Below are 240 nucleotides of genomic sequence, written 5' to 3' on the forward strand. Positions count from 1 at the left end.
TGGGCTTCGTCCTGCAGGGCTGGAACCTGCGCTCCGACGCCCTGCGCCGCTGGTCGCGGCGCCTGTTCCCGGCGGGCGTCGTCATCGTCCTCCTCGGGATCGTGCTCGCGGTGACGGAGATTCGCCCGGATCCGATGCTCGTTCCGGAGCCGCGGCTGCTCTTCACGTTCGAGAAGACCTACCTGACCCCGGCGCGACTGCTTCATTTTCTGGGGGTATTGTTAGCGTTTGCACCGCTTT

The 240-nt window shown here is 65.8% G+C and carries 1 protein-coding gene; it reads left to right on the forward strand.

The genetic code is table 11. The features are described from left to right. On the forward strand, positions 1–240 hold a 240-nt coding region (gene opgC / locus KZZ06_RS22095; protein ID WP_219582043.1), incomplete at both ends, for an OpgC domain-containing protein.

This window comes from Sulfitobacter sp. CW3, from assembly GCF_019392245.1.
Lineage (GTDB): Bacteria > Pseudomonadota > Alphaproteobacteria > Rhodobacterales > Rhodobacteraceae > Sulfitobacter.